This window comes from Streptomyces sp. NPDC037242 (assembly GCF_055604165.1).
In genome coordinates this window covers 210,998-217,591 of the sequence record NZ_JBVJUY010000013.1, presented here as the reverse complement: position 1 = coordinate 217,591, position 6,594 = coordinate 210,998, and the positions used below count along the sequence as shown (strand labels likewise).

Here is a 6,594-nt window from a genome sequence, read left to right as displayed (position 1 = left end):
CCCCCCCCCCCCCCCCCCCCCCCCCCCCCCCCCCCCCCCCCCCCCCCCCCCCCCCCCCCCCCCCCCCCCCCCCCCCCCCCCCCCCCCCCCCCGCCCCCGTCTCTCAGTTACAGGCTGTCGAGGAACGCGAGGACGACCTTCCAGGTCTCCTCCGCGGCCTGCGCGTCGTAGTCGTCGAGCCCCGGGTCGGTGAACAGGTGCCCGGCGCCCGGGTAGCTGTGGACCTCCACGTCGGCGCCCGCCCGCTGCATCCGCAGGTACCAGGCGGTCAGCCAGTCGTGCGGCTCGAACGGGTCCGGGTCCGCGATGTGCAGCTGCACGGGGAGGTCGTCCACCGAGGCGTCGTCCTCCAGGTCGGCCGTCCCGTGCAGGAGCAGCAGCCCGCGCGCCTTCTCGTCCGCCAGCGCCAGGTGCTGGGCGACGGAGCCGCCGAAGGAGAAGCCCGCGTAGACCAGACCCTGGTCGGAGTGGGGCGCGGAGGCCAGCACGGCACGCTTGAGCAGTTCGTCACGGCCGATCTCGTCCCGGTGGGCCATGCCCTCCTCGACGGTCTCGAAGGTACGCCCCTCGAAGAGGTCCGGTACGTGGACCACGTGACCGGCCGCGCGCAGCCGCTCGGCCGCCTCCTGCACGGCGGGCCGCAGCCCGTACGTCGAATGGAAGAGCATGATGTTCATGCCTCCCATCGTGCCAGTTGCCGAATGCGGGAGTACGCGGGCGGCTTCCGGTTACGTTGAAGACCATGGACACGGACTCCGTATTTCGCCCGATCGCTGTCATCGGCGGAATCCTGGTCGTCACCCTCCTCGCGGGGTGGCTGCTGGACCTGCTGCTGCGCCAGGCCGACGCCCGGCACGGCGAGACCCCGCTGTGGGGACTGCTGCGCCGCTGCCGCCCGCCCTTCCTGCTCGTCCTCGGCGCCGGGCTCCTCAGGGGCTCGTACCACCAGACGAAGATCCTCGAAGACCACGAGGAAGGCGTGGGCCGGGTGCTCAGCCTGGTCCTGATCGCCGGGGCCGCGTGGCTGCTGATCGCCGTCGCCACGGCGATCGTCGACTCCGCCTACGCGCGCTACGCGGCCGGCGCCCCCGATGCGGCCAGGGTCCGCCGGGTCCGCACCCAGGTCACCCTCATCCAGCGGGTCGTCACCACGGTCATCGTGATCGTCGCGGTCGCGGCCATGCTGCTGACCTTCCCCGCGATGCGGACGGTCGGCGCCTCCATGCTGGCCTCGGCCGGCGTGCTCGGCATCGTCGCGGGCATCGCCGCCCAGTCCTCCCTGAGCAACCTCTTCGCCGGGCTGCAGATCGCCTTCGGCGACACCGTGCGGATCGGCGACACGGTGGTGGTCGACAAGGAGTGGGGCACGGTCGAGGAGATCACCCTGACCTTCCTCACCGTCCGTACCTGGGACGAGCGGCGCATCACCATGCCGGTCTCGTACTTCACCAGCAAACCGTACGAGAACTGGTCGCGCGGCGGCGCGCAGATGACCGGCACCGTCTTCTGGCACCTGGACCACAGCGCGCCGATGGACCTCATGCGGGAGGAGCTCCAGCGGATCCTGACGGAGGTCCCGGAGTGGGACGGCCGCACCGCCAACCTGGCGGTCACCGACACCACCCAGAACACCGTCCAGGTCCGGGCGGTGGTGACGGCCAAGGACGCGGACGACGTGTGGAAGGTCCGCTGCGCGGTCCGCGAACGCATGATCGCCTGGCTGGTCGACCAGCACCCGTACGCCCTGCCCCGGGTCACCTACGAGAACGAACCCCCGCAGGGGCACGCCCCTGCGCGTGAGACCTGAGGCGCGGGGCCACGGCTCCCGGAGAGGGCCGGCGGCTGCCGCCCGCGGCTCAGAACCTCAGCCGGAACAGCGCGCCGCCGCCCGGCGCCGCCTCGGCCAGCAGGTCCGCGCCGTGCGCCCGGGCGATCTGCCGGGCCATGGCCAGACCCAGCCCGGACCCCGGCAGGGACCTCGCGGCGCCGGCCCGGTAGAACCGGTCGAAGACGTACGGCAGGTCCTCCTCGGCGATGCCCGGCCCGTGGTCCCGTACGGTCAGCTCGGCCCGGCCCGCCGCGGCCGTCAGCTCCACCTCCACCGCGGCCCCGGCGGGGCTGAACTTGGCCGCGTTGTCGAGCAGGTTGCCCAGCAGCCGGCTCAGCCGCGCCGGCACCCCCGGGACCACCACCGTCTCGGCCGCCGCCACGCGTACGCGGAAGGGGACCGCCGGCCAGTGGGCCCGCGCCGCCTCCGCGCAGTACTCCACCAGCGCGGCCAGGCGCACCTGTTCCACCAGCGCCTGCGGCTCCTCGTCCCGGGCCAGCTCGATCAGGTCGTTGACCAGGCCCGTCACCTCCCGCAGCTGCCGGCCCAGCGCGAGCGAGGCCCGCTGGCGCTGCTCGGGCGTCAGCCGCTCCCCCCGTGCCAGCAGCTCCGCGTTCGTGCGCAGCGCTGTCAGCGGGGTGCGCAGCTCGTGCGAGGCGTCCGCGACGAGCCGCCGCTGGGCCGTGACGGACTGCTCCAGCTCGCCCAGCATGGTGTTGAAGCTCCCGGCCAGCCGGGTGATCTCGTCCTCCCGTCCCGGCGGGGGCAGTTCGATCCGGTACCGCGGATCGCGGGTGGCGGCGATCCGCTCGGCCGTGGCGGCGATCCGGGTGACGGGGGCGAGGCCCGTGCGCGAGACCCAGTACCCGAGCAGGGCGGCCAGCAGCACCCCGGCCGCGCCGATCAGGACGAGCCAGTGCCCGGCCTGCCGGATCCCGTCCTGCACGGTGTCGGCCCGCAGCGCGACCTGGAGCGCCCGCCCCTTGGCGAAGTCGGTGGTCAGCATCCGCATCGGGTGCCCGGACAGGGTGATGTCGGTGTAGTACGGGGCCCGCTCGCCCGCGGCGACCTCCCGAGCGGCGGGCGCCACCGGCAACTGCCCGGGCGGACGCGGGTCCTTGGCCGGATCCGCCGGCACCACCTCCGCGCAGGCGGGCGCGGCCAGGAACCGGCACTCCCCGGCCAGGGTGCCCGGCCCGGCACCCTGGTCCCGCCCGGCGGCGAGGCGGGCCGACTGGGTCAGGCTCAGGTCGAGCTGGTGGTAGAGGGCTTCGCGTACGACGAAGTAGGCCCCGGCGCACACGCCGACGGCCACCAGCGCCACGGCCGCGGTCGTGGCCAGCGCCAGCCGGGTCCGCAGCGGCCGGCGCCTGCGCCAGGCCGCGCCGAGTCTGCGGCGGCCGGCCCCGCTCACGCCGCGTCCAGCCGGTACCCGACCCCGTGCACGGTGTGCACCAGCCGGGGCTCGCCGCCCGCCTCCAGTTTGCGGCGCAGGTAGCCGACGTACACGGCGAGGGAGTTGGAGTCGGGCCCGAAGTCCCGCCCCCACACCAGCTCCAGGATCAGCTCGCGCGGGAGCACCTGCCCGGGATGGCGCAGGAGCAGCTCCAGCAGCGCGGCCTCGGTCCGGCTGAACTCCAGCGGCCGCTCGCCACGGTGTCCCGTGCGGGTCGCGGGGTCGAGGACGACGTCGGCGTAGGCGAGGGCGGCCGTCTCCCCCGCCGGGTCGGGCGCGGCCCGCCGCAGCAGGGCCCGGACCCGCGCCACCAGCTCGTCCAGCGCGAACGGCTTGACCAGGTAGTCGTCGGCGCCCGCCTCCAGTCCGTCGACCCGTTCGCTCACCGAGTCCAGCGCGGTCAGCACGAGCACGGGCGTACGGTCGCCCATCGCCCGCAGCTGCCGGCACACCCCGAGCCCGTCCAGCACCGGCATCATCACGTCCAGCACCAGCGCGTCCGGCTGCCACCCGGCCACCTCGGACAGCGCGGCCAGCCCGTCGGCCGCGCCGCGCACCTCGTACCCCTCCACGGCCAGGCCGTCCTCGACGGCGGCCCGCACCTCGGGCTCGTCGTCCACCACCAGAATCCGCTGACTGCTCATGGAGCTCATGACGCAAAGCCTGCCAAACGGTCCGAGGGCTTCCTCTTAGAACCTTCTTAGACCACACCGGGACCGTGGCCCCATGACCACACGAGACACTCCTCTGGCTCCACTCTCCGTCGTGATCGGCGCGGGCGGCACCGGCGGCCACATCTACCCGGGGCTCGCCCTCGCCGAGGCGCTGCGCGCGGCCGTCCCGGGTGCCGTGGTCTCGTTCATCGGGACCGAACGGGGCCTGGAGACCGAGCTGATCCCGGCCGCCGGATACCGGCTGCACACCGTCGACATGATCCCCTTCGATCCGTCCCTGGGCGCGAAGCGCTATCTGCTGCCGGCCGCGCTGCTGCGTTCGGCCGGGCAGGCCCGGTCGGTGATCCGGGCGCAGGGCGCGCACGCCGTCGTCGGCATGGGCGGCTACCCGAGCGCGCCGGCCGTGCTCGGGGCCCGGCTGGCGGGGCTGCCGGCCGTGATCCACGAGTCCAACGCGGTGCCGGGGCGCGCCAACCAGTTCGCCGCGCGGCTGACCCCGCACATGGCGGTGGCCTTCGACCGCAGCCGGTCCCATCTGTCGGGCGGCGCGCGGGCGCTGACCACCGGCATGCCGATCTCCGCGGCGCTGTCGGGTCTCGCCCGGCTCTCCGGCCCGGAGCGGACGGCGCTGCGCCGGGAGGCCCGGCGGTTCCTGGGGGTGCCCGACGGGCGGCGGCTGGTGGTGTTCAACGGCGGCAGCCTGGGAGCACTGCGGCTCACCGGGGCCGCGGTCGCGCTCGCGGCGGCCTGGCAGTCGCGGGACGACGTACAGCTGCTGGTCAAGACGGGTCCGGCGGCGCTGCCCGAGGCCGTCGCGGAGCTCGCGGCCTCCGGCGGGGAGCGGGTCGCGCGGGCCGTGCCGTACCTGGACCGGATGGACCTGGTGTACGCGGCCGCCGACCTGGTGGTGTGCCGGGCGGGTTCGGCGACGGTCGCGGAACTCGCGGCGACCGGGGTCCCGTCCGTGCTGGTCCCCTACCCGCACGCCCCGGGCGACCACCAGACCCACAACGCCCGGGTGCTGTCCGACGCCGGCGCAGGGCTGCTGCTGCCCGACGCCGAGACCACCGCCGAGCGGCTCGCGGACCTCGTCGGCCCGCTGCTGGCCGACCCGGCCCGGCTGTCGGCGATGGCCGGCGCGGCCGATCCCGGCCCGCACGCGCGGGCCGCCGAACTGCTGGCGGCGGAGGTCCTCCGCGTCGCCGCGATCCCTTCCACCGCTTTGGAGTACGTGTGAGCACCGACTGGACCGACCGTACCGTTCTCGTCACCGGGGCCGAGGGCTTCATCGGCTCGACGCTGGTGGACCTGCTGGTGGCCAAGGGTGCGCGGGTGCGCGCCTTCGTGCACTACAAGCCGTACGCCGAGAAGGGCCACCTGGCCCGCTACCTCGCCGACCCCGGCGGCCCGGTGGAGATTTGGGCGGGCGACGTCCGCGACGCGGGCCGGGTCAGCGACGCGGTGGCGGGCTGCGACACCGTCTTCCACCTGGCGGCGCTGATCGGGATCCCGTACAGCTACTCCTCGCCGGGCGCGTACGTGCAGACGAACGTGACCGGTACCGAGAACATGGCGGAGGCCTGCCGCCGGCACGGCGTGCGTCGCCTGGTGCACACCTCCACCAGCGAGGTCTACGGCACGGCGCTGACGGCCCCGATCTCCGAGAGCCACCCGCTCCAGCCGCAGTCCCCGTACTCCGCGTCGAAGATCGGCGCGGACATGATGGCGCTCTCCTTCCACCACGCCTTCGAGCTCCCGGTGACGGTGGTGCGGCCGTTCAACACCTACGGCCCCCGCCAGTCGGCGCGCGCGGTGATCCCGACGATCCTGGCGCAGCTCCACTCGGGCTCCCGGGAGGTCCGCCTCGGCTCGACGACCCCGACCCGCGACTTCACGTACGTGACGGACACGGCGGCGGGCTTCCTCGCGGTGGCGGAGTGCGACCGGGCGCTGGGCGAGGTGGTCAACCTGGGCACCGGCCAGGAGATCTCCATCGGCGCCCTCGCCGAGGCGATGATCGCGGCCACCGGCCGGGACGCGGAGGTCGTCGTGGACCCGAGCCGGCTGCGCCCGTCCGGCAGCGAGGTCCAGCGGCTCCTGTCGGACAACACCCGCGCCCTGGAGTGGGCGGGCTGGCAGCCCGAGGTGTCGCTGGCCGAGGGCCTGCGCCGCACCTCGGACTGGGTCGCGGCGAACCTCCACCTCTTCGCCCCGGACCGCTACCAGGTCTGATCCGCCCCCGAACCCGCCCCCGCCGTACGGGGGCGGGTTGGCCACGGTCCCGGCGAGCAGGAGGGCGGCGCGGTCAGGGCCGTCCTCCGCGCCGGCCGTGGCGCGGCCGGCGCCACGGGGGCGACGCCGCGCCCGCCGCCGGCATCGAGTCCGGCGGGTGCCCGTCCGGGATGTCCTCCGGCCGTACGCGGCCGCACCTCGGCGAGGAGCGCCGTACGGCAGTCCTGCCCGCCGGTTCCGGCCAGCAGGGCGGCGGCGCTCCACCGAGGTGGCGGCCGACCCGGCCGTGATACGGCCGGTGCCACAGGCGTGGGGGGGGGGGGGGGGGGGGGGGGGGGGGGGGGGGGGGGGGGGGGGGGGGGGGGGGGGGGCGGGCATAGCTGCGGTGTAGGGTGGGGGGGTGT

General features: G+C 75.2%; 6 protein-coding genes. 3 read left to right on the top strand and 3 right to left on the bottom strand.

Going from position 1 to position 6,594, the window contains the following annotated elements:
- Positions 1-107: 107 nt before the first annotated feature.
- Positions 108-686 carry a dienelactone hydrolase family protein gene (locus ACZ7GJ_RS18205; protein ID WP_470752816.1) on the bottom strand — a complete coding sequence of 193 codons (579 nt, stop codon included), beginning with the start codon at positions 684-686 and terminating at the stop codon, positions 108-110.
- 56 nt (positions 687-742) lie between these two features.
- Here ACZ7GJ_RS18205 and ACZ7GJ_RS18200 point away from each other — a divergent pair, with 56 nt between their 5' ends.
- Entirely contained in the window at positions 743-1,807 is a 1,065-nt protein-coding gene (locus ACZ7GJ_RS18200; protein WP_470752815.1) for a mechanosensitive ion channel family protein, read from the top strand.
- A gap of 49 nt (positions 1,808-1,856) precedes the next feature.
- On the opposite strand, the gene ACZ7GJ_RS18195 is transcribed toward ACZ7GJ_RS18200, so the two are convergent.
- The gene (locus ACZ7GJ_RS18195; RefSeq protein WP_470752814.1) at positions 1,857-3,242 is read right to left on the bottom strand and encodes a sensor histidine kinase; all 1,386 of its coding nucleotides are present in this window, start codon (positions 3,240-3,242) and stop codon (positions 1,857-1,859) included.
- Complete coding sequence (locus ACZ7GJ_RS18190; RefSeq protein ID WP_470752833.1) at positions 3,239-3,928, bottom strand: response regulator transcription factor; 690 nt, start codon at positions 3,926-3,928, stop codon at positions 3,239-3,241. The genes ACZ7GJ_RS18195 and ACZ7GJ_RS18190 overlap by 4 nt, the downstream gene beginning before the upstream one ends.
- Before the next feature lie 82 nt (positions 3,929-4,010).
- Between ACZ7GJ_RS18190 and ACZ7GJ_RS18185 the strand changes: the two genes are divergently transcribed.
- Together ACZ7GJ_RS18185 and ACZ7GJ_RS18180 are read left to right on the top strand one after the other, a co-directional pair.
- Positions 4,011-5,195, top strand: coding sequence for a UDP-N-acetylglucosamine--N-acetylmuramyl-(pentapeptide) pyrophosphoryl-undecaprenol N-acetylglucosamine transferase (locus ACZ7GJ_RS18185; RefSeq protein ID WP_470752813.1), 1,185 nt, complete (start codon positions 4,011-4,013; stop codon positions 5,193-5,195).
- A complete protein-coding gene (locus ACZ7GJ_RS18180) occupies positions 5,192-6,190 on the top strand; it encodes an SDR family NAD(P)-dependent oxidoreductase (RefSeq protein WP_470752811.1) in 999 nt (332 codons plus the stop codon). The genes ACZ7GJ_RS18185 and ACZ7GJ_RS18180 overlap by 4 nt, the downstream gene beginning before the upstream one ends.
- Positions 6,191-6,594: the final 404 nt, after the last annotated feature.

Coding starts and splice junctions, on each gene's coding strand:
- ACZ7GJ_RS18205 (WP_470752816.1), bottom strand. CDS start 686: ATGGGAGGCATGAACATCATGCTCTTCCATTCGACGTACGGGCTGCGG.
- ACZ7GJ_RS18200 (WP_470752815.1), top strand. CDS start 743: ATGGACACGGACTCCGTATTTCGCCCGATCGCTGTCATCGGCGGAATC.
- ACZ7GJ_RS18190 (WP_470752833.1), bottom strand. CDS start 3,928: ATGAGCAGTCAGCGGATTCTGGTGGTGGACGACGAGCCCGAGGTGCGG.
- ACZ7GJ_RS18185 (WP_470752813.1), top strand. CDS start 4,011: ATGACCACACGAGACACTCCTCTGGCTCCACTCTCCGTCGTGATCGGC.